The sequence below is a fragment of the Xanthomonas axonopodis pv. maculifoliigardeniae genome (assembly GCF_041519315.1).
GTDB classification, from domain to species: Bacteria; Pseudomonadota; Gammaproteobacteria; order Xanthomonadales; family Xanthomonadaceae; genus Xanthomonas; species Xanthomonas euvesicatoria.
On sequence record NZ_CP167998.1, the window covers coordinates 3,497,731 to 3,524,451 of the forward strand.

Sequence of the window (26,721 nt, forward strand, 5' to 3'; positions counted from 1 at the left end):
CTTAAGTCAGTGCCCGGCTGAATAGGCGCCACGCCCCTCCTGCACCAAGGACGACACGATGCTGCGCACTGCCCTGCTGCTCTCCGGCTTCGGCCTGATCACCCTGACCGGCGCATTTGCCAGCGTCACTGCCAGCGCCCAGGAGCGCGGCTGGAATGGCCCCAGCATCACCTGTTCCAGCAACGACAACCGCCGCCGCGAGTGCGATACGCCGTTCCGCGGCCGCGCGGTGCTGGTGGAAAACATCTCCGGCACGCGCTGCATCGAAGGCCGCAACTGGGGCAGCGAGCGCGGCCGGATCTGGGTGGACAATGGCTGTCGCGGCCGTTTCGTCGACGCCCGCAGCGGTGGCGGCTGGGGCGGCGGCTATGGCCCCGGCGGCGTCGGCGGGGTCGCTGGAACGGTGCGCTGCGAGAGCAACGATCAGCGCCAGAACATCTGCGATACCGGCTGGCGCCGCGCCATGTTGGTGCGCCAACTCTCCAACACGCCCTGCGTGGAAGGCCGCAACTGGCGCCAGGAAGGCGGCCGGATCTGGGTGGACGACGGCTGCCGGGGCGAATTCGCGCAGGCCCGCGGTGGCGGTGGCTGGGACGGCGGCTATGCCGGCCGCGATGACCGCCCCGGCAACGACTATGCGATCACCTGCGCCAGCGACGACCGGCGCCTGCGCACCTGCGCCTGGGATGGCCGCTATGGCCGCCCGGTGCTGACCCGCCAGCTGTCGGACACCCGCTGTGAGGAAGGTCGCACCTGGGGCTACGACGATCGTCGCGCCACGGTGTGGGTCAACGACGGCTGCCGGGCGCGTTTCGAGGCGCGTTGATGCACTGGCCGCGCAGGCTGGCTGGGTGAGATAGGCCTGCGCGCGTCGGCGAGACACCGGCGCCAGCGTTCTGGACCACGGCACGCATCCAGGCGGATGCGGCTGTCAACTCAGTCGGGGCGATCCATAGAAGGGCGGCAAACCGCACGCGCAACGCGTGCGTCAGGGCCTTGCAGCCTCGCGGCTACCCGCCATGCTTCACCACAGTTTGCCGGGACTGCACTTGGCCCGGCTGACGTGGGTGTATCGACACCGGCCCGGCCAGCGAGATCGTCCACCGCGCATGCCGGGCGCTACCGGGAAACGCAGTCCTGGCCGCGGCGAACGGCGGTGGGATGGCACAGCCGTCCGGGTTGGCGGCAAGCACCCATGCAATCCTCCGCGACACAGCCGGCAGCACGGTGCTCGACGTGGAGTCGTTGCAACGCGCAACCGCGCTGTGCGGCGCAACCTGCACGCCGCGGCCACTTATGCCGGATCGGACGCGGGCTTGGCGGCCGGCTTGCTCTCCGCGGTTGCCGCCGGTTTGGCATCGCCGCCGGCGCTGCTGCTTTCGGTGAGGTTCTTCTTTTTCTCGCCGGCCGATTTGAAGTCGGTCTCGTACCAGCCGCTGCCGGACAGGCGGAACGACGGCGCGGTGACCTGGCGCTTGATCGTGGCAGCGGCGCAGGCCGGGCAGGTTTGCGGATCGGGGTCGGCCATTTTCTGCAGGCGGTCGAATGCGTGGCCGCAGGTAGTGCACTGGAAACCGTAGATGGGCATGGCAGGGATCAGCTGAAGACGTTGCAAGGGGCGCAAATTCTAGACGCATGCGGGCAGGCAAGGGCAGCGCGCCACCTGCGACGGGCAGCAGGCGGCCGGTGATGCGTCTACATGGCCGGCGCCAGGCGACGGCGGCAATGTGCAGTGGCCGCTTCGACGCCCGGCACATGCCGATGGGCTGCGCGCACCGGCGCAATGCCGCCCCACCCTGCGCAGGCGTGGCTGTCGGCAGCGTGGGGCGAGCGCAGCGCACAACACCTCCGCGTGCACGCCATGCGATCGACACATGCATGGGTTGCGTATCCAAGCAACGCACGAGCAATCGCAAAACACCCCCCGCGGCAATCACATCCTCACGCACAATCGCCGAAAACCGCGCACGCGCCAACGGCGCCGATCGAGCCGCACCGACCAGGCTGTTACACTCGAACACGTGATCGACGCGCCTTTTCCCCCACGAGGGCCGCATCCATGTTGCGGTTGACTGCCTTACTGCTGGGCGTTGCCCTGCTACTCACCGGTAGCGGGTTGCTCGGCACGCTGCTCGCCGTGCGTGGCGATCAGGCCGGCTTCGATGCGCGGGCATTGGGGTTGATCATGTCCGGCTACTTCGCCGGCTTCTTTCTGGGCACCTTCTTCGCACCGCCGCTGATTCGCCGCATCGGGCATATCCGCGCGTTTGCGTTTTATGCGGCGCTGGCAGCCATTGCGGTGTTGCTGCATCCGATCTGGTTGAACGCCTGGGGCTGGGGCGTGCTGCGCCTGGTGACTGGCGCGGCGTTGGTCGGCCTGTACACCGTGATCGAAAGCTGGCTCAACGCCGAGCCCGACGCGCGCCGGCGTAGCCGGGTGTTTTCGGTCTACATGGCGATCAATCTGTCGGCGCTGGCACTGGGCCAGGTCCTGCTCACCATCGGCGATGCAGGCGCACCGGCGATGTTCACGCTGACGGCGATCCTGTTCTGTGCAGCGGTGATGCCGGTGATGACCACGCGGCTGATCCCGCCCGAGGTGCCGCATGTATCGCGCCTGCGGTTGGTCACGCTGTATGCCCTGGCGCCGGTGGCCACGATTGGCGCCGGCCTTTCCGGCCTGGCGATGGGTGCGTTCTGGGGCTTGCTGCCGGTATATGCCAACCGCATCGGGCTGAATTCCGACGGCGTGGCGATGTTCATGCTCACCGCCATCGTGGGCGGTGCGGTGCTGCAGTGGCCGATCGGGCGCATCAGCGACGGGCATGACCGCCGCATCGGCCTGGTGACCGTGAGCGTGCTGGCCGCCGGCATCGCGATCGCTGCCGCGTTGCCGATGGTGCAGACACAGACCACCGTGCTGTTCGTGCTGTTCTTCGTCTATGGCGGGTTGGCGTTTTCGCTGTACCCGTTCGCGGTGGCGCACATGCTCGATTACCTGCCGCGCGAAGACCTGCTTTCCGGCAGCAGCAGCTTGTTGCTGGTGCATGGCGTGGGTGCGGCGATCGGCCCTGCATTGGCCGGCGGCGCGATGCAGAAGTTCGGCCCGGCCGCGTTGCCGGTGTACTTCGCGGTGATGTTGTTGGCCCTGGCGGGCTTCACGTTGTCGCGGCTGCTGCGCTTCACCCGCCGCCGCCCCCATCCGATCGCCTTCCGCCCGATGCTGCGCACCACGCCGTCGGCACTGGAGTTGATGCCGGAAACACAGCAGACCGAAACGCCACCGCGAACCAAGTAACGCTGACCGTGCTCTCTCGCGCTGGCTTTAGGATGGTCGAACAATTCGATCAGCGGACTGCACACCTGCGACTGCGGCCAGCGCGGTTGTGCTGGATCTCGAAACTTCGCTCGCTGCCTGGTGCGGTGGCCTCGCCAATTGCGGGACCGTTGGCGGCATGGATGCCGCCATCGAGTCCCCAAGGGATGGGCTCACGGCGTGTCCAGAAGCGGTGAGGCATCGCGCTATCGACCGACTCCGCGTTTGACCCAGCCCGTTGACCAGCCCACATCCCGCTTGGCCCAAGATCTCGTCAGCTCGGCTGGAAGCATCCGAACGCCGCTAACCAAGCTAACCAAGTCTTCGCTCTGGCCATGAGGTTGCATACATCCGGCGCGTGATCGCGACCTCGCCTGTAGCGCGGTCATGATCACGCAACGCAAGCGCGGCAGTCTTTCCAGACCCCCTCCCCCGCTGTGGATTTCAATGGATTCGATGTCCTCCTTGCGCGTGCGCCGTCCTGCCACGCTGGCGTTACTGCTGGTTTCGCTCACCCTACCGGCGTATGCACAGCAGGTTCCCGACGGCGCAACGTCCGACCCGGCCGTCACCGATGAGCAAGTATCGACGCTGGATCAGGTGCAGGTGGTCGGCCAGGCAATGACCTATTCCAAGACCACCGTCAGCAAGGAAATGCTGGACCGCCAGTTCGTGCTCGGCAGCGTCAACGATGCGCTCAACGAACTGCCCGGCGTGGTGGTGACCGAAGCCGATGCCTTTGGCTCCTCGGATTGGGGCACGCAGATCAGCATGCGCGGCTTCGTCAGCAATCGCGATACGCAACAGATCGGCACCACCATCGACGGCGTACCCAATGGCGGCTCGGCGTACGGCGGTGGCTCCAAGGCCAATCGCTTTATCGACATGCCGGATCTGGAAACGGTGGAAGTGAGCCAGGGCACCGCCGACATCGCCTCGCGCTCCAACGAAGCCCTGGGCGGCACCTTGAATTACCTCACCAGCGAACCGCTGGAAACGCAGCGTGTGCGCGTGATCGGCGGCATTGGCGATAACCAGGCGCGCAAGTACTACGCGCGCTACGACACTGGCCTGATCGGCGGCAATACGCGTGCCTGGGTCAGTGGCTCGTCGGCACGCAATGACGACTGGATCGACGGCAGCGGGCACACCAGCCGCGATCACCTGGCCGGCAAATTCGTCAGCGTGCTGAATCAGTGGACGCTCAGCGGATACGCATCCTACGACGATGCCGACGAATCCGAATACACCAGCGTGACCCCGGAGCAATTCGCGCGCGACCCGGAGCACGACCTGTTGACCGGCACGCTCACCGGCATTCCGTACCTGGACCAGAACTACCGCTCCGGCTCGCGTGCCTTGCGCAAGAATACGTTCGGCTACCTGCGTGGCGCCTTGGATGGCGGCAATGGTTTCAAGACCACGCTGACCGGCTATGCGCACCGCATGCAGGGGCGCGGCGACTGGATTCCGCCGTATCTGGTGGATGTCAGCAACGATGGCGCCGGCGCACCCGAATCCGAAGCGCGTGGCGGCAATACCGTGTATGGCGGCAGCGATCTGGGCAAACTGTATTACCTCACCCCCGGGGGCGCGGCTGCCGCCATGCTGGCCGGTTGCGCCGGCAGCGACGCGATGCCGGCCGAATCCAATCCGGCCTGCTATCCGGCCGGTTCGATGCCGGTGCAATCGTATCGACATAGCCACTACGACAATCACCGCGCCGGCGCGATGGCCGATGTGGAATGGCGCACCGATCTCGGCGCCATCGACAACACCGTGCGTGCCGGTGCCTGGCTGGAACGCGTTGAGCGCAGCGTCACCCGCGACTGGCACCGCCTGCTCAACGTCGGCACCAACATCAGCTTCGATCATCAGCCGTACTGGGTGCAGTTCAAGGACAACTACCAGACCGACGAGCAGATGTATTACGTCGAAGACGTGATGCGTTACGGCGCATTCGCATGGCGCGTGGGCGTCAAGCAGTTCTTTGTCGACCAGACCCGCGACCGCCGCATCGGCGATGCGCAGCATGTGCAATCGGATTCGCAGTCCGACCCGCTGCTGTCGGCCGGCCTGACCTGGACCACACCGGTGCAGGGCCTGGAGGCCTTTGCCGGCTACTCGCAGAACTTCGCCGCGATTGCGTCCGGCGTGCTGGGCGAAACCGACCCGGTGGCGCTGAGTCGGGTGAAACCGGAAACCGCCGACAACATCGAACTCGGCCTGCGTGTCAGCCGCTGGCCGTTGACCGGCAGCGTCACGCTGTACGACATCCGCTTCGACAACCGCATCGTGTACGTGCCGGCCAACTTCGTCACCGGTATCGACTACCTGGGCGAAACCGATGGCGTGTACGAAAACTTCGGCGGTGTGCATGCGCGCGGCGTGGAAGCAGCGCTGGGCTACGGCTGGGACAACGGCTGGCGCATCAATGGCGCCTACACCTACAACAAGGCCGATTATCTCGGCAGCGGCGATGCCGCGCGCGATACCGCCTTGGAGATCACGCCCGGTGCGCAGGTGATCGGCCAACCGCGCAATACGCTGGTGGTGTCGGCCGACTGGCGCGGCCAGGCATGGCGCTTCGGTGTGTCCGGACGCTACCTGGGCAAGCGCTACCTAGACGCATCCAACCGCGCCGCACTCGATGGCGTGACCACCTTCGATGCCAATCTGGGTGTGGAACTTTCGCAACTGACCTCGCAGCTCAAAGGCCTGCAGCTCGCGCTCAACGTCAGCAACCTCACCGACAAGCGCTATCTGGAAGGTGTGGACGGTAGCGACAGTGCCTTCATTGCCGCCCCGCGCACCGTCGGCCTGACCCTGACGCTGGACCTGTAACGGCGAACTGCCATGCTATGCGATGCCCGCACCAGGCACCGGCGCGGGCAGTCCTTCCGATGCGATGAGCCCACATGATCGATCTGCCCCGACGCCGCCTGCTGCAAGCCGGCCTCACCAGCGGCGCGGCCGCGTTGCTGCCCAGCATCGCGCGCGCCGCAGCCATCGCGCCGGACCGGCGCAGCGGCACGCTGGAGGACCTTCGGCATGTGGTGATCCTGATGCAGGAAAACCGCGCGTTCGATCATTACTTCGGCGCGCTGCCCGGCGTGCGGGGTTTCGGCGACCGTTTCCCGATCCCTGCGCCCCCCTTGCCGGGCGCACCGGCGCGCACGGTGTGGCTGCAACCCAGCGAGGACGGCCGCCAGTGGTTGACGCCATTCGCGTTGGACACGGCCGCGCAGTTCGGCTTCATGCGTGTCAAGGGCACCCCGCATAGCTGGCCGGATGCACAACAGGCCTGGGACCATGGACGGCTCGGGCACTGGGCTGCCGCCAAGCACAATCATGCACTGGGCTATTACACGCGCGCGGACATTCCGTTTCAGTACGCGCTGGCCGACGCCTTCACCATCTGCGATGCGTACCACGCTGCGATCCAGACCGGCACCAATTCCAATCGCGTGTTCCTGTGGACCGGCGGCAACGATCCGCAGGCGCGCGCAGGCGGCCCGGTGATCGGCAATTCGCACGACAACTTTGCGGAACTGGGCGGCTTTGCCGAGCCGTATCGTTGGGGCACCTACGTGCAAGCCCTGCAGAACGCCGGTGTGGCCTGGCAGATCTATCAGGACATGGCAGACAACTTCACCGACAACCCGCTGGCCGGCTTTGCGGCATTTCGACAGGCGTACAGCGCCGCGCCCGGACATGATCCGCAATTGCGCGCGCGTGGCGTGAGCACGCGCGGTCTCGCGCAGTTGCGCCAGGACGTACTGGGCGGGCGCCTGCCTGCAGTGAGCTACATCATTGCCGACGCGGCCGGCAGCGAGCATCCGGATCCGTCCAGCCCCGCCCAGGGCGCGGCCTACACCGCACGCGTGCTGGATGCGCTCACTGCCGATCCGGCGGTGTGGAGTCGCACCGCCTTGCTGGTGATGTTCGACGAGAACGACGGCTTCTTCGACCATCTGCCGCCGCCCGCACCGCCGTCGCCGGATGCACACGCAACGGGCGGGTTTGCCGGCGCATCGACGCTGGCTACCGACGATGACTATCACCGCCACCCGGCGCCGGGCGAGCAGAACGTGGATCTTCCCGAGCTACGCGGGCGGCCCTATGGGCTTGGCCCGCGCGTGCCGATGTATGTGGTCTCGCCATGGAGCCGCGGCGGCTGGGTGGATTCGCAGGTGTACGACCACACCTCGGTGCTGCGCCTGCTCGAACGCCGCTTCGGCGTGCCCGCGCCGGAAATCACGCCCTGGCGGCGTGCAGTGTGCGGCGATTTGACCAATGCCTTCGATTTCCGCCAGGCCGATACGCGCGCGTTCGTCGCCGCGCTGCCGGATGTCGGTGCAACCGCTACGCGCGCGGCCGCTTTGCGCGAACACGCACTGCCGCCGTTGCCGGCCACGTTGCAGCCGCCCGAACAACCGTTCGGCGTGCGCCGCTCGCGTGGGCTGCCATATCGTCCCAGCGTGGAGCTGGCCCACCTGACCGAGCGCGGCGAAGTTAAGCTCCGCATGTCCAATGCGGGCGCGGCGGCGGTGCTGCATGTCTACGACCGCTTCGATCTAGCGGCAATTCCACGCCGCTACACAGTGGGAAGCGACGCCATCGTGGACGGCACGTGGACCACCTACGACGGCCGCTACGATCTGTGGCTGCTCGGTCCCAACGGCTTCCATCGCCATTACCGCGGCGACCTCGATGCAGCGCCGCTGCTGGCCGAGATCGCGCAGGATCCGAACGATTGCACTTGCGTGCTGCTATCGCTACGTCATAGCGGCAACACTGCCGTGCAGATTGAGCTGCAGCCAGGTGCATATACCGCCGCACAGCCGCGCGAGCGCCTGAGTCTTGCACCCGACACCACCGTGCAGCGGCGCTGGAAGGCGGCAGCAACCGGCGGCTGGTACGACCTATGGGTGCGCCACGACAGCGCGGCCCAGCATCTGGCCGGGCGCATCGAAACCGGTGCAGACAGCGTCAGCGACCCGGCCATGGGTGGGCCGGCGCGATTGCAGCAGGACATGCCTGTCTCGATCGGCGCACTCGGCTAAGCGTGGCTAACAAGACCACAGCGCTCACCGCCGGATGGGCGCGGCCGATACTCGACGCGGAATCTCCCACTCTTACACCGCAGTTTTAAGCGCGCTGCCTCAGACCCTCCTGGCGACTGTTCGCTCGGTTTTTGATGGCCGTCCCAAGTCTTGCAGCGCGGTATGCGCTGCGTACACATGGGGATGCCTGATCAGCAGGCTTGCGCACAGTCACACTCAGCGCGCGCCAGTCGCATCAAGCACGCCGATCGTGTGCAACCAGGTTTCCACCAACTGCGGCCACTGCGCGATCGGCAGCCCCTTGGCGCGCAGACCGAAGGCATGGCCACCCTGGGCGTACACATGCATTTCCACCGGCACGTCCGCCTGGTTGAGCGCGACGTAGTAGGCCAGCACCTGCGAAACGCCGTCCACGTGATCGTCCTGCGCCTGCAACAGGAAGGTCGGCGGGGTATCGGCGACGACGCGAATGTCCGGACGCAGGTCCAGATGGGTGGGATCGCGGGTGTCGTCATCCTCGTCCTCGTGCGCCCACAAATGGCCCGGATACACGGCAATGGCGAAATCCGGGCGACAGCTCACGCGATCGGCGGCATCCACCGGCAGATACGTGCGCGCTGCAAAATGCGTACTGATCGCGGCCACCAGGTGACCACCGGCAGAAAAGCCGAGCACACCGATCTTGTGCGGATCCACGGCCAACTGGTCCGCCCGCGCGCGCACCATCCCCAACGCTCGTTGGGCATCCTGCAGGGCTGTTTGCACCTTCGGATAATAGCGGCGGTCGTTGACCCAGGTCGGCCCCGAGTTCGGTACACGGTATTTCAACAGCACACAGGTGATACCGCGCGCGGTCAGCCAGTCGCAGATTTCGGTCCCTTCCAGATCCATGGCCAGGACTTGATAACCACCGCTGGGAAACACCAGCACCGCCGCGCCGGTGTTGTGAGCCTTGGGCTTGTATACCGTCATCGTCGGGCGGCTGACATCGCTGAGCTTGGTCCATGGGTAACGCCCCTCGCCGGTGCCCACCGATTCGGGCTTCGGGTGGCGCACCGCATCAGGCACCGCGCGCGGCCAAAGCGGTATTTCGACCTGACCAGGCGCTGGCTGCCAGGCGCGCGCCGGTGCGAGCCCATGCACAAGCAGCAGCGCAACTGCCATCCACCCATGACACGACCTGATTTGCACGATTGGACCTTGAAGGGTTGAAGAAACAGAAAGCACGTCGTGAACTCATGCGCGAATGACGCGCGTGAGACACCGGAGCCTTGCACTCACGCCGCGATGCTCTCGCGCACCGCGACCGCCACCGCCTTCAACGCCGCATCGCGTGCCGCGTCGTCGACCTTGGCACCGTTCAAGTACGTGGTCAGCAACAGGGGCGCGCTTCCCTTCGGTGGCCAGAGGATGGCGATGTCGTTGCGCGTGTCGGTGCCGTTGCTGCCGGTCTTGTCGCCGATCTTCCAGCCGGCCGTGAGCCCCGCACGCAGGCAATCGTCGCCGGTGCGATTGTCGATCATCCAGTCGGTCAGCTGCTTGCGCGAGGCTGGCTGCAGCGCGTCGCCAAGCAGCAGCGTGCGCAGCGTGGCGGCCATTGCCGCAGGCGTGGTGGTGTCGCGGGGGTCGCCGTCGGCGAACCGGTTCATCTGCGGCTCGTAGCGGTCGGTGCGGGTCTGGGCATCGCCGATACCGCGCAGGAACGCAGTCACCCCGGCCGGTTCGCCGACCAGCGGGAACAGCAGATTGGCAGCCGGGTTGTCGCTATAAATCATCGTGGCCCGGCAGAGCTCGCCAACACTGAGCGAACCGCCGACATGGCGTTCGGTCACCGGGGCATGCTCCAGCATGTCGGAGGCACGGATCCTGACCTGCTGCGCCAGCGTCAACTTGCCCTGGTCCACCCGCCGCAGCACCGCGGCAGCCAATACAAATTTGAAGGTGCTGCACATCGGAAAGCGCTCGTCCTCGCGCTGCCCGAGGCGCTTGCCGGTGGCGCTGTCGAGCAGGCAGATGCCCAGCCGGCCGCCGGTGCCACGTTCGATCTGCGCCCACTGTGCCCGCAGCATGTCGTCCACGTTTACCGCGGGGGTGAGTGCCCATGCGGGTCTGGACGCTGCAAGCAGCACGCCAGCGCCGGTTGCGTGCAGGAACTGTCGCCGATTCAACATGCGGTTGCCTCCTTGAGAGAGCCCGCAGTATCGATGCGCAGGATGCAGCCGACCATCGCGATGTTTCGATCTCAGGCATGAATTGAACTAATCTCTACCCATGCCCCGCCCCCGCCTGCCGCTCAATGCCCTGCGCGCGTTCGAAGCCGCCGCGCGCCATCAGAATCTGACCCGCGCGGCCAATGAGCTATGCGTCAGCCAGGCCGCGCTGAGTCACCAGATCAAGGCGCTGGAGCAGCAGTTGGGCACCAGCCTGTTTCACCGCCTGCCGCGCGGTGTAGCGCTGACCGACGAAGGCGCCGCGCTGGCGCCGGTGCTAGGCGAGGCCTTCGACCGCATCGCCGCCACCTTGGAACGCTTTGCCGATGGCCGTTACCGCGAGGTGCTCAGCGTGGGCGTGGTCGGCACCTTCGCCACCGGCTGGCTGTTGCCACGGCTGGCGGCATTTCATGCAACGCACGCGGATATCGAACTGCGCCTGTCCACCCACAACAACCGCGTCGACCTGGCCGGAGAGGGCCTGGATCTGGCCATCCGCTTCGGCGATGGCGATTGGCAGGGCCAGGTTGCCGAAGCCGTGATGGAAGCGCCCTTCGCGCCGGTGTGCGCGCCGGCAATGGCGCGCGGCTTGCGCGTGCCGGAGGATCTGGCGCGTGTGCCGCTATTGCGCTCGTATCGCCTGGATGAGTGGCCGCAGTGGTTCCGCGCGGCGCGTGCGACGGAGGTGCCTGCGCGCGGCAGCATGTTCGATTCGTCGCTTACCCTGGCCAGCGCAGCGGCAGCCGGCGCCGGCGTGGCGTTGTTGCCGTTGCCGATGTTTCGCCAGGACCTGGATGCCGGGCGCCTGGTCTGCCCGTTCCCGATCACCATCGACGCCGGGCGCTACTGGCTGACGCGGCTACGGTCGCGGCCGCAAAGCGATGCCGGGCGCCGGTTGCGCGATTGGCTACTGGCCCAACAGCACGTCAGCAGCTGAGCAGCGCTGCCACTCTCAGAGCGCCTTGGATGTCTTTCCCACCCGCAAGGCCAACTGGCGAAACGCCTCGAACTGCGCCCTGTCGGCGAACCAGTGCGGGCAGAACAGCTCGAACAGCCGGTCGTTGTGGTACAGCAACAGCACCCGGTCGTTTTCGCGGATGCGCATGTAATCGGACCAGGGGCGACGCAGATGGCCGTCCGTCCAGGTGATTTCCAGCCCGTTCTCGTCCCATGCGTAGGTGTAGGTATGCCGCAGCGAGGCCTGCTGCGCATGCAGGCGTTTGATCCGCCGCGGCAGGCCCCACACGTGCAACGCCACCAGGCCGAGCAACCCACCGCCACCGCCGCCGATCAGCACCGGGCCGATAATCTCGCTCGCGCCGCGCAGGTGCAGCAGCCCCGCTCCGATCAACAGCAGGACTGCCAGAAACACGAGCAGGCGTTTCGCATCGTGACGCGCATGCAAGCGCTGCGCGGCCAGATGGTCTTCCAGACTGATGGTGACGCTGATCATGCGCGCGACATCCGTGTGTGGCTCAACGCGCAGCGTAACCCACGCGCTTTCATCGTGGCCAACACGACGCAGCGCGCAGGCAGCCGCTAGGTGTAGACCAGGCGCGGCAACGGCGATGTACGCCTGGTACATCTCGCAACGACCATCTGACACGCCATCGTACGGTTGCGCAGGCGTTTTTGTCAGTGACGCTTACGCACCGTCGATCAATTCCATCCACGCTGCCTCGGCTGCAGCCAGTTGCTGCGCGGTTGCTTCGCGGTCGCGTCCGAGCACCGCCATCTTTTCGCTGTCGGCGTAGTTGCCGGGATTGGCCAGCTCGCGATCCAGCGCAGCGAGCGCCGCTTCCAGCTCGCCGACGCGCTTTTCGGCACTGGCCAGCTTGTGCGGGTTGACGGCTTTTTTCGGCGGCAGCGGCTTGGTCGGCGGTGGCGGGGTCGGCGCCGCCTCGGCCATCTTCTGCTTGGTCCCCTGCGCGGCCGGGCGGCTCCGCAACCAGGCGGCGTATTCGTCCAGGTCACCGGCGAACGGCTCGACCACGCCATCGGCCACGCGCCAGAAACTGTCGCAGACCAGGCCGATCAGATGGCGATCGTGCGAGACCATCACGATGGCGCCTTCGAAATCGCTCAGCGCCTCGGCCAGCGCTTCGCGCATTTCCAGGTCCAAGTGGTTGGTCGGTTCGTCCAGCAGCAGCACGTTCGGCTGCTGCCAGGCGATCAACGCCAGCGCCAGGCGCGCGCGCTCGCCGCCGGAGAAACCATCCACCACTTCGAAGGCGCGGTCACCGGCAAAATTCCATTTCCCCAAAAAGTCGCGGAACGCCTGGTTGGAACCATCCGGCGACAACTCGCGGAAATGGTCCATCGGCGACTGGCCTTCGTGCAGCGACTCCACCGTGTGCTGGGCGAAGTAGCCGATGCGCAAATCCGGATGTGCGCTGCGCTCGCCTGCCAGCGGTGCCAGTTCGCCCACCAAGGTCTTGACCAGGGTGGACTTACCCGCGCCATTGGGCCCAAGCAAACCAATCCGGTCACCCGCCTCTAGCCCGAATCCAACATCATGCAGCACGGTAATGGCATCGCTGGAACCACGCTTTTGCGATTCCCCGTTCCCGATTCCCGATTCCCGCGGCGCAGCGGCATAGCCGGCTTCCACGTGATTGAGCCGGATCAGCGAGAACGGCAGCCGGCTGGGCTGCGCGAACTGGATGCGGAACTCGCGCTCGGCGCGCACCGCCTCGGTGCCGGCCATCTTGGCCAGCCGCTTCATGCGGCTCTGCGCCTGGGTCGCCTTGCTGGCCTGCGCCTTGAAGCGGTCGATGAAGCTCTGCAGATGCGCGCGCTCGGCCTGTTCCTTCTCGTGCGCGATCTGCTGCTGGCGCAAATGCTCGATGCGCTGGCGTTCGAAATCGGTATAGCCGCCGACATACAGCTTGGCGGTGCCGCCATGCAGGTGCAGGGTGTGGGTGGCCACGTTGTCGAGAAATTCGCGGTCGTGCGAAATCAGCAGCAGCGTGCCCGGGTACTTGAGCAACCACTGCTCCAGCCACAGCACCGCATCCATGTCCAGGTGGTTGGTCGGCTCGTCGAGCAGCAGCAGGTCGCTGGGCATCATCAGCGCGCGCGCCAGATTCAGCCGCACCCGCCAGCCGCCGGAGAACGACGACACCGCGCGATGGTGCGTGTCGGCCGGAAACCCAAGGCCGTGCAGCAACTTGCCGGCGCGCGCTTCGGCGTCGTAGGCGCCGATCTCGGCCATCTTCTGGTGTGCATTGGCCACTGCCTCCCAGTCCTCGCGCGCGGTAGCTGCGGCTTCTTCCTGCAGTACCGCAGACACCTCGATGTCCCCGCCCAGTACGAACGACAGCGCCGGGTCGGGCAGCGAGGGAGTTTCCTGCGACACGCTGGCCGTGCGCACCTTGCCGGGCAGATCGACATCGCCCTTGTCGGCCTCCAGCTCGCCCTTCACCGCAGCGAACAGGCTGGACTTGCCGGTGCCGTTACGGCCCACCACACCTACGCGGTAGCCGGCGTGCATGGTCAGGTCGACGTTGGAGAGCAGCAGACGCTCGCCGCGTCGCATGGAGAAGTTACGCAGGGAAATCATTGATGGACAGTCCGATAGAACGAAAAGGAATGAGCAGATGAGCAGCATTCCTGCGACGCCATTCTAGCGTTAACGAATAATTAGCGCCTTCAGCGTGGCCGCCGTCTTGTTCGCCCTCCCGCGACCGCCGCCTGCCTAGCCTTGCCTGGTCCTGCCTGGACCCACGTTTTCGGAGTTGTCATGAACGCCCCCCTTTCCGCGCTTGCGACCGCCGTGGTCGCTGCACTGCTTGCTTCCCCCGCCCTGGCCCAGACCGCCGCCCCGGCCAACACCCTGGATACGGTCATCGTCACCGGTACCCGCGTGTCGGACCGCACCGTGGCCGAGTCGCAGTCGCCGATCGACATCATCAGCGCCGAATCGCTGCAAGCCACCGGCACCCCGGAACTGGCCACCGCACTGGCGCGCGCCCTGCCATCGCTGAACTTCCCGCGCCCTGCCCTGAGCGACGGCACCAGCGCGATCCGTCCCGCACAGCTGCGCGGCCTCTCGCCCGACCAAGTGCTGGTGCTGGTCAATGGCAAGCGCCGCCACACCTCCTCGCTGCTCAACCTCAACGGCACCATCGGTCGTGGCGCGGCGGCGGTGGATCTGAACACCATCCCGGTCGCGGCCATCGCGCGGGTGGAAGTGCTGCGCGACGGCGCCTCGGCGCAGTACGGCTCCGACGCCATTGCCGGCGTGGTCAACATCGTGCTCAAGGGCGCAGAAAAGGGCGGCAGCCTGCAAGCCGGCTTCGGCCAGTATTCGGCTGGCGACGGCAACAACTACGAGCTCTCCGGCGACACCGGCGTGGCCTATGGCGGCGACCGCGGCTGGCTGCACGTGGCCGCCCAGCTCAACCAGCAGGACCCGACCGACCGTGCACGCGCCTACGCCGGCGCGCCCAGCGTCTCGCAGCCGGCAGTCGGCCAGAAGGCGTTCAAGATCGGCGACCCGGAGGTCAATGCGCAGGCGGTCTCGGCCAATACCGAATTCGCCTTCAGCGACAGCATCACCGGCTATGCGTTCGCCACCGCCAGTAACCGCGACATCACCTCGTTCGCGTTCTTCCGCGCGCCGGGCAGCAGCCAGAACATCCTGTCGGTGTATCCGCAGGGCTTCCTGCCGGAAATCCAGACTTACGCCAAGGACCGCTCGCTGGTGGCCGGCGTGCGCGGCTCCACTGCCAGCGGTTGGGACTGGGACGCCAGCTACAACTACGGCTACAACCGCATCGATTTCCACACCCGCAATACGCTCAATGTCAGCCTGGGGCCGACCTCGCCCACGGCGTTCTACGACGGCGCACTGGAAACTACGCAGAACATCGTCAACCTGGACGTCAAGCGCGGCTTCGATTGGGGCCTGGCCTATCCGGTGACAGTGGCCTTCGGCGCCGAATACCGCAACGAAAAGTGGAACCAGTCGCCGGGCGAAGTGGGCTCGTATTTCCAGGCCGGCACGCTGGCCGGTGGCGCGCAGGGCTTCGGTGGATTCGCGCCCAGCGTCTCGGGCCAGTACTCGCGCGACAGCTACGCGCTGTATGCGGATCTGGAAGCCGACTTCACCGACAAGTTCTCTGCCGGCCTGGCCGGGCGGTACGAGGACTTCAGCGATTTCGGCAGCCAGGCCTCGGGCAAGTTCTCCGCGCGCTACGCCTTCACCGACAGGATCGCGTTGCGCGGCACGGTGTCCTCGGGCTTCCGCGCGCCGTCGCTGGCGCAGCAGTATTTCCAGTCCACCAGCACCACCTTCCTGGCCGGCAACCCGAATCCGTTCGAGATTCGCACCTTCCCCGCCGACAGCACCGTGGCGCGCGCGCTCGGCGCCGAGCCGCTGGATGCGGAAACCTCGCTGTCCTACAGCCTGGGCCTTGTGCTGCAGCCCACCGATGCGCTCTACCTCACCGTGGATGCGTACCAGATCGATGTGGACGACCGTATCGTGCTGTCGTCCAACCTGACCGGCGCGGGCGTGCGCAGTCTGTTGGAGTCGCAGGGCATCTTCGGCATCAATGGCGGGCGTTACTTCACCAATGCGGTGGATACGCGTACGCGCGGCGTGGACGTGGTGGGCAGCTACCGCTGGCAGCTGGCCGCCAGCAGCGTGGACCTGACTGCCGGCTATAACTATTCGGAAACCGAAGTGCGCAGCGTGGCCGCCAACCCGGCCGCGTTGTCGGCCAACGGGCTGAGCCTGGAGCGCATCGACCGCACCGAGCGTGGCCGCATCGAAGCAGGCTTCCCGCGCGACAAGTTCCTGATCAACGGCAGCTGGAACTCCGAACACTGGACGCTGGCCCTGGGGGCCACGCGCTATGGCAAGTACAGCACCCGCCCAGCGGACGCGAGCAACGACCAGACCTTCGGCGCCAAGTGGGTGGTGGATGCATCGGCCAGCTACAAGATCGATCGCTGGACGCTGACGCTGGGCGCAGACAATGTGCTGGATCAATACCCGGACGAAAACAACTTCGCCAATTCCACCAGCGGACAATTCCCGTACAGCAATCTGTCGCCGTTCGGCTTCAATGGTGCGTACGTGTATGGGCGCATCAACTACCGCTGGTAAGCGCTGCGCTTGAGCAGCCGAGGTTGTCTTTGTGATCGTGAGGCGGGCGATGCGATCGGCCATCTCGCGATCAGCGCGAGACATCCGCCGCATTTGCTGTGATCAGCAAATGCAACTTCGCTGCATGCATGGCGTGTCGCCATTGCATCCTTCGACATCCAGGGTCGACCACGCGCCCCGGCCAGCCTGGGGCGTGTGCGCATCTGCCTAAGGTCTTTTTGGAACGGCACACAAACTCACTGCCGGCACCAGGCGGACGCGGCCGCGCCATCGACCCTGCGTGCGCTGCGGTTGGTGTCGCCGTCGGCGCGCACCTGAGGACTGCGCGCGACGCGTTGGTCGCCACTGTGCGCCCCGTATCGCTGCGAGGTGAAGACCTGACGGCAGCTGCGGTGGTATCAACGGTGCTCCCGTCATTGCCGGAGCACGCTCCATGGAAACATCGCAGCTGTCGCGCGGACGCTTGATCGACCATCTGCACCTAGTGGTGCAGGACCTGCCGGCCAGCCGGCGCTTCTACCAGGCCGTGCTGGACGTTCTTGGGATTCCGGTCGGCGGCGAAGGCGATGGGTTCTTCTGGGCCGACGAATTGTTCGTTTCCGACCGCGACACGGTGGCACAGGGCGTGCTCACCGGCCGTCACCACCTGGCATTTCAGGCACGCGATGTGGCAATGGTGCATGCCTTCCATCAAGCGGCGCTCGCCCACGGTGGTCGCGACAATGGTGCGCCCGGCCTGCGCCCCTATCACCCGCAGTACTACGCCGCGTTCGTGCTCGATCCGGACGGCAACAACATCGAAGCGGTCTTCCATGGTGTTGCGCAACGCAGTGCTGATGCGGTGCAGATCACATTCTGATGCACAAGTTTCATAACTGGTATTGCCGTCCACTATGGTGCAAGCGAGCGCCTGCCCCAGCAGGTCTGGTGCAGGCGTCGCATCACTTTGGTGCACGATGACAACGTTGCCAGTAGCACGTCAGAGATGACAGTTGCTTGCGCAACGTAACCAAAATTTGACATGCGGTTACACGTGGTTAATGGTTGAGAACGCACCGCAGCTGCCGCGCTGGACGCGGCCCGGGAGGGGGCCCCTGCGATGCATCCGTTCCCCACTCGGAGTTGTCACCGCATGAATTGCAAGACCAGTCCACTCGCAGTCGCCGTTGTTCTTGCACTGTCGTTTTCCGCTTCAACCGCGTCTGCGCAATCGCAGGCGCCGGCCCAGAAAACACTGGACACCCTGATCGTGACCGGCACGCGTGTGGCCGATCGCACGGTCGCCGAATCGGCATCGCCGATCGACATCATCTCGCCGCAGGCACTGGAATCGACCGGCACCACCGAATTGGCGACCGCGCTCTCACGCGCGATTCCCTCGCTCAATTTTCCGCGCCCGGCCATCTCCGACGGCTCCGACGCGGTGCGCCCGGCACAGTTGCGCGGCCTGTCGCCCGATCAGGTGCTGGTGCTGGTCAACGGCAAGCGCTATCACAGCACGGCGTTGATCAATCTCAACGATACCCAGGGGCGTGGCTCTTCGCCGGCAGACCTCAACACCATCCCGATCGCCGCGGTGGAGCGCATCGAAGTGCTGCGCGATGGTGCGTCTGCGCAATACGGCTCGGACGCCATCGCCGGCGTGATCAATGTCGTGCTCAAGGGCAGCGGCGAAGGCGGCAGCATCAATGGCCGCTACGGCAAGTACAGCGCTGGCGACGGCGAGCAGTACCAACTGTCCGGCGATGCCGGTTTCAGCTTCGCCGGCACCGGCAAGGTGCACCTGGCCGCACAGGCCGGGCACTCGGATCAGACCAACCGCGCGTTGCCGTTCCAGGGCCGTGTGGAGCAGCGTTATGGCGACCCCGACATCGACCAGGGCGCGCTCTCGTTCAACGGCGAATACAGCCCCACCGATTACCTCACGTTCTATTCGTTCGGCATGGTGAGCCGGCGCGAAGTGCTGTCCAACGGCTATTTCCGCTTTGCCGGTGATAATCGCAACCGCCCGGAAATCTATCCGGACGGCTTCCTGCCGCAGATCTACAACGTCAGCAAGGACGTCTCGTGGGTAGGCGGCTTGAAGACCTCCACCGAAGGGGGCTTGAACATCGATCTGAGCTACAACTACGGCCAGAACAATCTCACCTTCGATGTGCGCAACAGCTTGAACAACAGCTTGGGGCTGGCCAGCCCGACCGACTTCCACGCCGGTACGCTGGAAGTGACGCAGAACGTACTCAATGCCGATTTCACCAAGACGCTGGATTGGGGCCTGGCCTATCCGGTGACGCTGGCCTTCGGTGCCGAATGGCGCGGCGAGAAATTCAACGAATCGCCTGGCGATGCGGCTTCCTCGGCCAACGGCGGTATTCCCTCGGCCAACGGGTCGTTGATTCCCGGCGCGCAGGTGTTTCCAGGCTTCAAGCCCTCCGATGCCGGTTACTACAACCGCAACAGTCATTCGTTCTACGCCGATCTGGAAACCGATTTGACCGAGAAGTTCTCGGCCGGGCTGGCCGGGCGCTACGAGAAGTACAGCGACTTCGGCGACACCGCCACCGGCAAGCTGTCGCTGCGCTATGCCTTTACCGACAAGGTGGCGGTACGTGCGACTGCATCCACCGGCTTCCGCGCGCCGTCGCTGCAGCAGCAGAACTTCCAGTCGATCGCCACCCAGTTCCTCAACGTGGCGCAGCCCAACGGCACGGTGACCGCGATTCCGTTCGAGATCGGCACCTTCCGTACCGACAACCCTGCCGCGATCGCGCTCGGTGCCGAACCGCTCAAGGCCGAAGAGTCCAAGAATTACGGCTTGGGCGTGGTGCTGCAGCCGGTGGAGAATCTGTACATCACGGTGGATGCGTATCGCATCGATATCGACGACCGCATCGTGCTGTCTGAAAACCTCACCTCGACTGCGGTCCGCAACTACCTGCAGGCCAATGGGTTCCCGGGCATCGGTGGCGGGCGTTACTTCACCAATGCGGTAGACACCAAGACGCAAGGCGTCGATGCGGTCGGCACCTATCGCTGGAACCTGGATGGCGGCAGCGCAGAGCTGACCTCGGGCTACAACTACAACAAGACCGAAATCAAACGCATCGCCGATAACCCGGCAGCGCTGATGGCGATCGATCCGAGTGCGGTGCGCATCGGTCGCGCCGAAATCGGCCGTATCACCGAAGGCACGCCGCGCGACAAGTTCTTCCTTGGCGGGACCTGGTCGCCGGGCAACTGGTCGTTCACCGGCACCGCCACGCGCTGGGGCGAGTTCAGTACGTTCGGCACCAACGCCGGCAGCGACCAGACCTACGCGGCCAAGTGGACGCTGGATCTGGCCGCGTCCTACAAGTTGGGCGCGTGGAATTTCACCATCGGTGGCGACAACGTGCTCAACGAATATCCGGACCGCCAGCAAGCCGGCTTGGGCACGCGCACCTACCTGCCCTACAGCAGCGCCTCGCCGTTCGGTTTCAACGGCGCGCTGGTCTATGCAAACGTGAACTACAAGTGGTAACTCCCAAATGCCGGTCGGTCACGGCCGGCATGTGAGTCGCGCGGCACTGCATGTCTGACGTGTCGCCGACGTCACCGTCCCTGGCCACCCTCGCACACATGAGGTGGCCAGGTTAGACGCTTTCCGCTGCACGTTGCACCGCTTCAGCAAGGATGCGCGCAGCAAAGCGCGCAAGGCGCCACACCGCGCATTGCCGGTTGCTGCACTCGTGCGCACTGCTCCGTCCTGCGGACGCATGCGGCGCGCAGGCATGGCCGATTACCCGTTCGCAGTTGCATTCCCCCGGTATTTACGGTGCTTCGTCGCTACGTCCATCACTCCTTTCGAGCCTTGACTCCCATGCACAACTCCAACGCACTCTCGCTGGCGATTTCAGTCGCACTCACCGTCTGTTCCTTCGCTGCCAGTGCGCAGTCGCAATCGACCCAGCCGCAGAAAACCCTCGACACCCTGATCGTCACCGGTACGCGCGTCAGCGACAGGACCGTGGCCGAATCCGAATCGCCGATCGACATCATCTCCGAGGAGTCGCTGCAGGCCACCGGCGCCACCGATGTCGCCACCGCGCTCGGCAAGCTGTTGCCGTCGCTGAACTTCCCGCGCCCGGCCATCGCCGACGGCAACGACGCCGCCCGTCCCGCCACGCTGCGCGGGCTGTCGCCGGACAACGTACTGGTGCTGGTCGACGGCAAGCGCTATCACACCTCCTCGCTGGTGAACTACAACCCCTATGTCGGTCGTGGTTCGGCGCCGGCCGATCTCAACTCGCTGCCGATGTCGGCGATCGCCCGCATCGAGGTGCTGCGCGATGGCGCGTCGGCGCAATACGGCTCCGACGCGATCGCCGGCGTGGTCAACATCGTGCTCAAGCATGGCGCCGCGGCCGGCAGCAACAGCATTTCGGTCAATGGCGGCATCATGGACAAGGGCGACGGCGCACAGAACGGCGTCGACGGCTCGGTCGGCCTGCCGTTCGGCGCCACCAGCGGCGACACCGCGCCTGGCTGGGTGCGGCTGTCGTGGAATTACCAGAATTCGATGGACACCAACCGCAGCGAGAACACCAACCGCGCCACCACGCTTGCCGGCGCCGCCAATCCCAGCGGCGTGCCCTACCAGCGCCATGGCGATCCGGATGCCAGGTTCTACCAGGGCCTGGTCGCGTTCGGCTATGACTTCACGCCCAATGTCGAGCTGTATGGCCATCTGAGCGTGAGCCGCCGCGAAGTGACCTCCAACGGCTACTACCGTGCCTACGACAACACCGACCGCAACGTGCAGGCGGTGTATCCCAACGGCTTCCTGCCGCAGATCTACAACCCGATCAACGACCGCTCGGCGGTGCTCGGCGTCAAGGGCACCACGGCCAGCGACTGGCATTGGGACGTGTCGGCCACCTATGGCAAGAACGACATGACCTTCAACATCCTCAACAGCATCAACACCAATCTGTACTGGAGCACGGGCAGCTCGCCGACGAACTTCAATTCCGGCGGTTTCGAAACCGAACAAGGCACGCTCAACGCCGACTTCAACAAGTCCTTCGATTGGGGCCTGGCCTATCCGGTCAATCTGGCCTTCGGTGTGGAACATCGCCAGGACCGCTACGAGATCGTCGCCGGCTCGCCGGCGTCGTATTTCTTCGACCCCGACACCATCAACCCGGAGACCGGAACCCCGTACCCCGGCGGTGCGCAGGTGTTCTCCGGTCTGGAGCCCTCGGTAGCGGGCAAGTTCGGCCGTCACAGCAACGCGGCCTATGCAGCGCTGGAAGCGGACCTGACCGACAAGCTGTCCGGTGGCATCGCCGGGCGTTACGAGAACTACAGCGATGCCGGTTCCACCCGCTCGGGCAAGCTGTCGGCACGCTATGCGTTCACCGATACGTTCTCCATGCGTGCCACGGTTTCCAACGGCTTCCGTGCGCCCTCGCTGGCGCAGCAGAACTACGCCTCGGTGGTGACCTTGCCGCAGGACGGGCAGCTGATCCAGGTCGGCACCTATCGCACTTCCGACCCGATCGCCGTGCAGCTGGGCGCGCGTCCGCTGAGCCCGGAAAAGTCCACCAACTACGGGATCGGCAGCGTCTGGCAGCCGACCGCCAACTTCACCTCGACGCTGGACGTGTACCAGATCCGCATCTGGGACCAGATCCTGTATTCGGACCAGATCCAGCTCGCCCAGCCGATCGGCCAGGTGGGTGCGGTGCAATTCTTCGTCAACGGCGCCACCAGCCGCACGCGCGGCGTCGACTGGGTGAACAGCTATCGGGCCGATCTCGGTGCCGGCGGCAGCCTCAACCTGAGCGCCAGCGCCAATTACAACAAGACCAAGATCCTGGAGCTGTCCAATCCGAACTTCGGACGTGCCAGCCAGGGCCTGTTGACCGAATCCACGCCACGCACCAAGTACATGCTGGCAGCGGACTGGACCTTGGGCGGCTTCTCGCTCAACGGCAATGCCACCCGCTATGGCGCGATCAAGCGAATCGGCGATCCGGCCGACGGCAGCCAGGACCAGACATATTCGGCGCGCTGGATCCTCAATCTGGCGGCCAACTACACCTGGCAGGCGCTGACCTTCACCGTGGGTGCCGACAACGTCACCAACCAGTATCCGACCAAGGCACAGCTGACCACCGGCTACGACGATCGCGCCAGCGGTCTGCAGTATTCCTCGTTGTCGCCGTTCGGCTTCAACGGTCGCTACTGGTACGGCCGGGTGACCTACCGCTTCTGATCGGCCGGCTCGAGCGAACCTGCCGATCCGCGCATGTGTATACGCAAACACCGCCGAGTGATCGGCGGTGTTTGTCGTTGTGGGCATCTCGATTCGGGTGCCGCGGCTGCGCGTCATCTGCCGCGACGATCGCCAGCGCAGTGATTGCCGCTGCGATGCCGTCCCGGCTGGTCACGTCACTGCACTGGATGACCGCGGCTCACCAGGAGGCGAGCAGCGTGTCGACACCGCGCAGGTTGGCGCGGTCGTTCCAGCTCAGCGTGTCCAGCTGCTCCAACCGAAGCGCCGGCAGACGCGCAAGCAGGCAGGCCAGCGCGGCTTCCACTTCGATCATGGCCAGCCGGTTGCCCAGGCAGTGGTGGATGCCGCCACCGAGCGACAGCGCGCGGCCCTGCTGGCGGCGGATATCCAGCACCTGCGGGTCGGTGAACTGCAGCGTGTCGTGATTGGCCGCGCCCAGCATCAGATACAGCATGGCGCCCCGGGGAACCGCCACGCCCTCGATCTCGAAATCCTGCAAGGCGGTGCGCGTGGCCATCTGCACCGAGCTGTCGTAGCGCATGCATTCGAGCACTGCATTGGGCAGCAGGCCCGGGGTTTCCTGCAGCAGGCGCAATTGCTGCGGATGCCGATGCAGCGCGACCAGCGCATTGCAGATCATGTTGGAGGTGGTTTCGTGGCCGGCAAAGAACAGCAGGATCACGTTGGAGACGATCTCCTCCTCGCTCAGGCGGCGGCCGTTGTCCTCGGCCTGGATGAAGCGCGCGATCAGATCGTCGCCGCCAGCGCTGCGACGTTGCGCGATCACGCCGTGGAAATATGTTGCCAGCTGGTCGTACGCAACGCTGGTGGCCTGCAGTTCTTCCGCCGTCATCATCGGATCGAAGACTTTCGCCAGCGCGCTGGTCGCGTGACTCAGCGCGGTGACATCGGCTGCATCGATATCCAGCATCCGGCAGATGATGGCGATCGGCAGCGGGAACGCGAACTCGGCCAGCAGATCGCAGTGCCCGTTGGCCTGGAAAGCGTCGATCAACCCGGCGGCGGTATCGCTGGCTACCTCACGCATGGACTCCATCTGCCGCGCACCGAAGGCCTGCGTCATCAGTCCGCGCAACTGCGTGTGCAGCGGCGGATTGAGCAGCAGGAACATGCGGCTCATGCCCTGGAACAGCGGCAGGTGCACCGCCGCCTCGCCGTAACGCAGACGAATGCTTTGCAGATAGTCGCGACCGACCCGACGGTCGCTGAGCAGGCGATCGACCACGGCGTAGCGGCCGGACATCAGCCGCCCGTCCGCCACCTGCACCAGTGGGCCTTCTTCGCGCAGGCGTGCGTATGTCGGATAGGGATCGTGGCGGAACTGGGGTGTTGCCAAATCGCTGAGATGCATGGCCTGGCTCATGTGGCATCACCCCCGAAATAGGGGCGATGCATGCGTGCACCTGCCCAAGGACACAGGTGCTCCACGGAATGCCCGGATTATCTGCACGCATCGCGCCCCGGCCTTGCGCAAGCGCGAAGCGGTGTCGTCAATGTTGACTCGGCATGCCGGACTTGCGCCGTGCGTCTCAGCTCGCAGGCGCAGGCGAGAGCGGTTTACGCGCCACCTGACGCATGCATCTGTCTGCACGCATGCGCTGCGTGTCGCATCGCGTTAATCATGCGCTGTGTACTATGGGCGTCCGGCCAACCGGACCTGTCTTGCGGTCCAGTTCCCCCTGCCGGACTCCAGCCATGACCACGCAATGCCCGCAGGCGATGCCCGGCGCAGTGCCGTTGGCTGGCTCGACGATCTCCCGGACACTCTCACAACGGATTGGAATGCATCACGACACCAGCCTCATCGACATCATCGCCGTCGGCCTCGCGGTCGCCTTCATCCTTGGCACGCTCGCGCAGAAGGTGAAGCTCTCGCCGTTGGTCGGCTACCTGCTGGCCGGCGTGTGCGTAGGGCCGTTTACGCCGGGATTCGTGGCCGACCAGACCATCGCCAACCAGTTGTCCGAACTGGGTGTGATGTTGCTGATGTTCGGCGTGGGGCTGCATTTTTCGCTCGACGATTTGATGGAAGTGAAGTGGATCGCGGTGCCTGGCGCATTGGCGCAGATCGTGGTGGCCACCCTGCTCGGCTGGGCGCTGGCGTGGAGCATGGGCTGGTCGCTGATTCACGGCTTGGTATTCGGCCTGGCGCTGTCGGTGGCCAGTACGGTGGTGCTGTTGCGTGCGCTGGAAGAACGCCGTTTGCTGGACACCCAGCGCGGCCGCATCGCGGTGGGCTGGCTGATTGTCGAAGACCTGGTGATGGTGCTGGCATTGGTGTTGCTCCCGGCGCTGGCGGATGTGCTCGGTAGCGGCGCACCAGCCACGACGCACGATGCGCAATCGCCCTCGCTGCTGGCCGCGCTGGGCGTGACCTTGCTCAAGATGGTGGCGTTCGTCGCAGCGATGCTGGTGATCGGCCGGCGCGTGATCCCCTGGTCGTTGGAAAAAGTGGCGGCAACCGGCTCGCGCGAACTGTTCACCCTGGCCGTGCTCGGTATCGCGCTGGGCGTGGCATTCGTGTCGGCTACGTTGTTTGGTGTGTCGTTCGCGCTCGGCGCGTTCTTCGCCGGCATGCTGCTCAAGGAATCGGAACTCAGCCATAAGGCCGCCAACGATTCGCTGCCGTTGCGTGATGCGTTTGCGGTGTTGTTCTTTGTCTCGGTGGGCATGTTGTTCGACCCGATGATCCTGATCGCGCACCCGTGGCAGGTTCTGGCGACCTTTCTGACCATTACCGTGGGCAAGTCGCTGGCGGCATTTTTGATCGTGCGCGCGTTCGGCCACCCCACCGGCACGGCGCTCACCATTTCCACCAGTCTGGCGCAGATTGGCGAGTTTTCCTTCATCCTGGCCGGCCTGGGCGTGCAACTGGCGATCCTGCCGGAAACCGGGCGCGACCTGATCCTGGCCGGCGCGCTACTGTCGATCGTGGCCAACCCGTTCCTGTTCTCGTGGCTGGACCGCTGGCAGGCCAAGCAGGCGCAGGACGCGCCCGCCGCCGTGGAACCGGAACTACCGCCTGGCCCGCCATTGCCGGCCGATGGGCATGCCATCGTGATCGGCTACGGCCGCGTCGGCAGTTCGCTGGCGCAATTGCTGCGCAGCCGCGGCGTGCCGGTGCTGGTGATCGACGACAACGGCGACCACGTCGCCAAGGCCCATGCGGCTGGTATTCCCGGCATCCGGGGCAGCGCAGCGGCCGACCGCGTGCTGGCCGAGGCACGCCCGGAGCATGCCAAGATCGCAATCCTGGCCATTCCGCAGCCGCTGGAAGCCGGCGAAGCACTGGCCAAGCTGCGCGCCATCAACCCCTCGCTGACACTGCTGGCGCGCGCCCACAGCGACGCCGAGGTCAAGCACCTGCTCGAACACGGCGCCGACGGCGCGGTACTGGCCGAGCGCGAACTGGCCTATTCGCTGGCCGAAATGGTGATGTCCACCCCGCCGTACCGCGCGTTGAACGTGCCGGCGTCGTAGTTGCACTAGCGCACGCATGCGGAGTGCCGTCCAAAAAGCCCCTGCCGGGAGACGCCACCTCTGTGCACCAGTTACTTTTCTGGCGTTGGCGCGCCTGCACGGGCACGAGCGTCGCCGCCAGCAGCGACCTCCGCCCAGATAAGCCAGGCATCGAAGCCTGCAGGTGTGCAAGCCCTGCGGGCGCTTCTGTTGCGGGCGGTTAGTTCAGATGAAAACATCGATCTGACCCTTGT

The 26,721-nt window shown here is 65.5% G+C and carries 16 protein-coding genes; 10 read left to right on the top strand and 6 right to left on the bottom strand.

Going from position 1 to position 26,721, the window contains the following annotated elements; translation table 11 throughout:
• The first annotated feature begins 58 nt into the window (after positions 1-58).
• On the top strand, positions 59-826 hold the full coding sequence (locus ACDH77_RS15065) for a DUF3011 domain-containing protein (protein ID WP_014090810.1): 768 nt from the start codon (positions 59-61) through the stop codon (positions 824-826).
• A 468-nt stretch (positions 827-1,294) separates the two neighbouring features.
• Here the strand turns inward: ACDH77_RS15065 and ACDH77_RS15070 are convergent, their stop codons facing one another.
• Positions 1,295-1,588, bottom strand: coding sequence for an FmdB family zinc ribbon protein (locus ACDH77_RS15070; protein WP_008578079.1), 294 nt, complete (start codon positions 1,586-1,588; stop codon positions 1,295-1,297).
• A 471-nt stretch (positions 1,589-2,059) separates the two neighbouring features.
• On the opposite strand from ACDH77_RS15070, the gene ACDH77_RS15075 reads away from it, so the two are divergent.
• The 3 genes from ACDH77_RS15075 (at position 2,060) to ACDH77_RS15085 (ending at position 8,382) form a co-directional block, all read left to right on the top strand.
• Complete coding sequence (locus tag ACDH77_RS15075; RefSeq protein WP_372353528.1) at positions 2,060-3,298, top strand: MFS transporter; 1,239 nt, start codon at positions 2,060-2,062, stop codon at positions 3,296-3,298.
• 405 nt (positions 3,299-3,703) lie between these two features.
• Positions 3,704-6,160 (top strand): TonB-dependent receptor domain-containing protein, encoded by a 2,457-nt coding sequence (locus ACDH77_RS15080; RefSeq protein WP_057681846.1) that lies wholly within the window; start codon positions 3,704-3,706, stop codon positions 6,158-6,160.
• A 74-nt stretch (positions 6,161-6,234) separates the two neighbouring features.
• A complete protein-coding gene (locus tag ACDH77_RS15085) occupies positions 6,235-8,382 on the top strand; it encodes a phosphocholine-specific phospholipase C (RefSeq protein ID WP_372353529.1) in 2,148 nt (715 codons plus the stop codon).
• A gap of 216 nt (positions 8,383-8,598) precedes the next feature.
• On the opposite strand, the gene ACDH77_RS15090 is transcribed toward ACDH77_RS15085, so the two are convergent.
• Positions 8,599-9,546 carry an alpha/beta hydrolase gene (locus ACDH77_RS15090; RefSeq protein ID WP_372353912.1) on the bottom strand — a complete coding sequence of 316 codons (948 nt, stop codon included), beginning with the start codon at positions 9,544-9,546 and terminating at the stop codon, positions 8,599-8,601.
• A gap of 113 nt (positions 9,547-9,659) precedes the next feature.
• Positions 9,660-10,553 (bottom strand): class A beta-lactamase, encoded by an 894-nt coding sequence (bla, locus tag ACDH77_RS15095; protein WP_014090815.1) that lies wholly within the window; start codon positions 10,551-10,553, stop codon positions 9,660-9,662.
• A 100-nt stretch (positions 10,554-10,653) separates the two neighbouring features.
• On the opposite strand from bla, the gene ampR reads away from it, so the two are divergent.
• On the top strand, positions 10,654-11,529 hold the full coding sequence (gene ampR, locus ACDH77_RS15100; protein ID WP_008578086.1) for a LysR family transcriptional regulator AmpR: 876 nt from the start codon (positions 10,654-10,656) through the stop codon (positions 11,527-11,529).
• Positions 11,530-11,544: 15 nt separating this feature from the next.
• Here the strand turns inward: ampR and ACDH77_RS15105 are convergent, their stop codons facing one another.
• Positions 11,545-12,045, bottom strand: a complete 501-nt coding sequence (locus tag ACDH77_RS15105) for a YcxB family protein (RefSeq protein WP_008578087.1) — start codon at positions 12,043-12,045, stop codon at positions 11,545-11,547.
• 192 nt (positions 12,046-12,237) lie between these two features.
• Positions 12,238-14,154 carry an ABC-F family ATP-binding cassette domain-containing protein gene (locus tag ACDH77_RS15110; protein WP_071117958.1) on the bottom strand — a complete coding sequence of 639 codons (1,917 nt, stop codon included), beginning with the start codon at positions 14,152-14,154 and terminating at the stop codon, positions 12,238-12,240.
• A gap of 180 nt (positions 14,155-14,334) precedes the next feature.
• On the opposite strand from ACDH77_RS15110, the gene ACDH77_RS15115 reads away from it, so the two are divergent.
• The 4 genes from ACDH77_RS15115 to ACDH77_RS15130 all read left to right on the top strand — a co-directional run bounded on the left by ACDH77_RS15115 (position 14,335) and on the right by ACDH77_RS15130 (position 22,966).
• Complete coding sequence (locus ACDH77_RS15115; RefSeq protein WP_372353530.1) at positions 14,335-16,707, top strand: TonB-dependent receptor plug domain-containing protein; 2,373 nt, start codon at positions 14,335-14,337, stop codon at positions 16,705-16,707.
• A gap of 433 nt (positions 16,708-17,140) precedes the next feature.
• On the top strand, positions 17,141-17,566 hold the full coding sequence (locus ACDH77_RS15120) for a VOC family protein (protein ID WP_008571081.1): 426 nt from the start codon (positions 17,141-17,143) through the stop codon (positions 17,564-17,566).
• Positions 17,567-17,839: 273 nt separating this feature from the next.
• Positions 17,840-20,227 carry a TonB-dependent receptor plug domain-containing protein gene (locus tag ACDH77_RS15125; protein WP_014090819.1) on the top strand — a complete coding sequence of 796 codons (2,388 nt, stop codon included), beginning with the start codon at positions 17,840-17,842 and terminating at the stop codon, positions 20,225-20,227.
• A gap of 339 nt (positions 20,228-20,566) precedes the next feature.
• Positions 20,567-22,966: a TonB-dependent siderophore receptor gene (locus ACDH77_RS15130; RefSeq protein WP_029820026.1), complete on the top strand. Its 2,400-nt coding sequence runs from the start codon at positions 20,567-20,569 to the stop codon at positions 22,964-22,966.
• Between the two features lie 199 nt (positions 22,967-23,165).
• On the opposite strand, the gene ACDH77_RS15135 is transcribed toward ACDH77_RS15130, so the two are convergent.
• The gene (locus tag ACDH77_RS15135; protein WP_071117867.1) at positions 23,166-24,359 is read right to left on the bottom strand and encodes a cytochrome P450; all 1,194 of its coding nucleotides are present in this window, start codon (positions 24,357-24,359) and stop codon (positions 23,166-23,168) included.
• A 431-nt stretch (positions 24,360-24,790) separates the two neighbouring features.
• Between ACDH77_RS15135 and ybaL the strand changes: the two genes are divergently transcribed.
• Positions 24,791-26,488: a YbaL family putative K(+) efflux transporter gene (gene ybaL, locus ACDH77_RS15140; protein WP_008571076.1), complete on the top strand. Its 1,698-nt coding sequence runs from the start codon at positions 24,791-24,793 to the stop codon at positions 26,486-26,488.
• Positions 26,489-26,721 lie beyond the last annotated feature (233 nt).

What these genes read in the sequence shown, in the direction of transcription:
- ampR (WP_008578086.1), top strand. Translation starts at nt 10,654, where the DNA reads ATGCCCCGCCCCCGCCTGCCGCTCAATGCCCTGCGCGCGTTCGAAGCC.
- ACDH77_RS15125 (WP_014090819.1), top strand. Translation starts at nt 17,840, where the DNA reads ATGAATTGCAAGACCAGTCCACTCGCAGTCGCCGTTGTTCTTGCACTG.
- ACDH77_RS15130 (WP_029820026.1), top strand. Translation starts at nt 20,567, where the DNA reads ATGCACAACTCCAACGCACTCTCGCTGGCGATTTCAGTCGCACTCACC.
- ACDH77_RS15080 (WP_057681846.1), top strand. Translation starts at nt 3,704, where the DNA reads ATGATCACGCAACGCAAGCGCGGCAGTCTTTCCAGACCCCCTCCCCCG.
- ACDH77_RS15085 (WP_372353529.1), top strand. Translation starts at nt 6,235, where the DNA reads ATGATCGATCTGCCCCGACGCCGCCTGCTGCAAGCCGGCCTCACCAGC.
- ACDH77_RS15065 (WP_014090810.1), top strand. Translation starts at nt 59, where the DNA reads ATGCTGCGCACTGCCCTGCTGCTCTCCGGCTTCGGCCTGATCACCCTG.
- ACDH77_RS15070 (WP_008578079.1), bottom strand. Translation starts at nt 1,588, where the DNA reads ATGCCCATCTACGGTTTCCAGTGCACTACCTGCGGCCACGCATTCGAC.
- ACDH77_RS15075 (WP_372353528.1), top strand. Translation starts at nt 2,060, where the DNA reads ATGTTGCGGTTGACTGCCTTACTGCTGGGCGTTGCCCTGCTACTCACC.
- ACDH77_RS15120 (WP_008571081.1), top strand. Translation starts at nt 17,141, where the DNA reads ATGGAAACATCGCAGCTGTCGCGCGGACGCTTGATCGACCATCTGCAC.
- bla (WP_014090815.1), bottom strand. Translation starts at nt 10,553, where the DNA reads ATGTTGAATCGGCGACAGTTCCTGCACGCAACCGGCGCTGGCGTGCTG.
- ACDH77_RS15115 (WP_372353530.1), top strand. Translation starts at nt 14,335, where the DNA reads ATGAACGCCCCCCTTTCCGCGCTTGCGACCGCCGTGGTCGCTGCACTG.
- ACDH77_RS15090 (WP_372353912.1), bottom strand. Translation starts at nt 9,546, where the DNA reads ATGGCAGTTGCGCTGCTGCTTGTGCATGGGCTCGCACCGGCGCGCGCC.
- ACDH77_RS15105 (WP_008578087.1), bottom strand. Translation starts at nt 12,045, where the DNA reads ATGATCAGCGTCACCATCAGTCTGGAAGACCATCTGGCCGCGCAGCGC.
- ACDH77_RS15135 (WP_071117867.1), bottom strand. Translation starts at nt 24,359, where the DNA reads ATGCATCTCAGCGATTTGGCAACACCCCAGTTCCGCCACGATCCCTAT.
- ybaL (WP_008571076.1), top strand. Translation starts at nt 24,791, where the DNA reads ATGCATCACGACACCAGCCTCATCGACATCATCGCCGTCGGCCTCGCG.
- ACDH77_RS15110 (WP_071117958.1), bottom strand. Translation starts at nt 14,154, where the DNA reads ATGATTTCCCTGCGTAACTTCTCCATGCGACGCGGCGAGCGTCTGCTG.